The sequence below is a fragment of the Vibrio sp. 10N.239.312.D08 genome (assembly GCF_041466145.1).
GTDB lineage: Bacteria > Pseudomonadota > Gammaproteobacteria > Enterobacterales > Vibrionaceae > Vibrio > Vibrio crassostreae_C.
This window is the reverse complement of sequence record NZ_JBFSSD010000121.1, coordinates 1-1,329: the sequence shown is the minus strand read 5'-3', so window position 1 is coordinate 1,329 and position 1,329 is coordinate 1. Positions and strand designations below refer to the sequence as shown.

The 1,329-nt window shown below is 45.7% G+C and carries 1 protein-coding gene; it reads left to right on the top strand.

Annotated elements, in window-relative coordinates:
- On the top strand, window positions 1-1,329 hold a 1,329-nt coding region (locus tag AB6D58_RS24440), incomplete at both ends, for a hypothetical protein (protein WP_372158793.1).

Here is a 1,329-nt window from a genome sequence, read left to right as displayed (position 1 = left end):
AGCCTAATCGCGATCTAGACCACTCAGTGAGTGAAGATATCGTGAAGTCGATTGTGGTGACTTCAAGCGACTTCGATAACGATCCGGTGACTTCAACCATTACGCTGACGATCACTGATGGTGATAACCCGACGATTGATGTTATTCCAAGTGTTACGCTTTCTGAAATTAACCTGAGCGATGGCTCTGCTCCAAGTGGCAGCGCGGTAAGCTCGACTCAAACTATTACTTTTACCAATCAAAGTGATGATGTGGTTCGTTTCCGTATTGAGCCAACGGAGTTCAATACTAACGATGATCTTAAATCGAACGGTTTAGCTGTTGAGTTACGTGAAGACCCGGCAGGGTCGGGTGACTACATTGGTTTTACGACCAGTGCGACGAACGTAGAAACTCCAGTATTCACATTAAGCTTTAATTCTGGATCATTAGGTGAATACACGTTCACACTCATCGAAGCGTTGGACCACCAAGATGCCCGTGGCAACAACGACCTCAGTTTTGATTTACCTGTTTACGCGGTAGATAGTGATGGCGATGATTCATTGGTGTCTCCGTTAAACGTCACTATCGGTGATGATGTTCAAATCATGCAAGATAGTACGTTAGATATCGTCGAGCCAACCGTCGCAGATTTGGCCGCTGGCACAGTGACAACTAACACCATTGATGTGATGCCAAATCAAAGTGCCGATGGCGCAACGGTGACGCAATTCACTTATGATGGCCAGCTTCGAACACTTGACCAAAATGACAATGGTGAGCAGCAATTTAGCTTCACAGAAGGTGAACTGTTCATCACGCTTCAAGGTGATGTGCGCTTTGAGCCTAATCGTAATCTAGACCACACACTCAGCGAAGACATCGTGAAATCAATTGTGGTGACATCTAGTGACTCCGATAACGATGTGCTTACCTCAACCGTCACGCTGACCATTACCGATGGTGATATTCCGACCATTGATAATGTGCCAACTGTGAACTTGTCGGAAACCAATCTGAGTGATGGCTCTGCACCAAGCGGTAGCGCGGTTAGCTCAACTCAAACTATTACTTACACCACTCAAAGTGATGATGTGACCAGCTTCCGTATTGAACCGACTGAGTTCAATTTTGGCGGCACTCTCACATCAAACGGATTAGCTGTCGAGCTGAAAGCTGACCCAACCACACCGGGCGGCTACATCGGTTATGTTACTGATGGTTCGAATGTTGAAACCAATGTGTTCACGATTAGTTTCTCGGATACCAATTTAGGTCAATACACCTTCACCTTACTTGAAGCACTAGACCATGTAGATGGCCTCGCAAATAATAATTTGAGTTTCG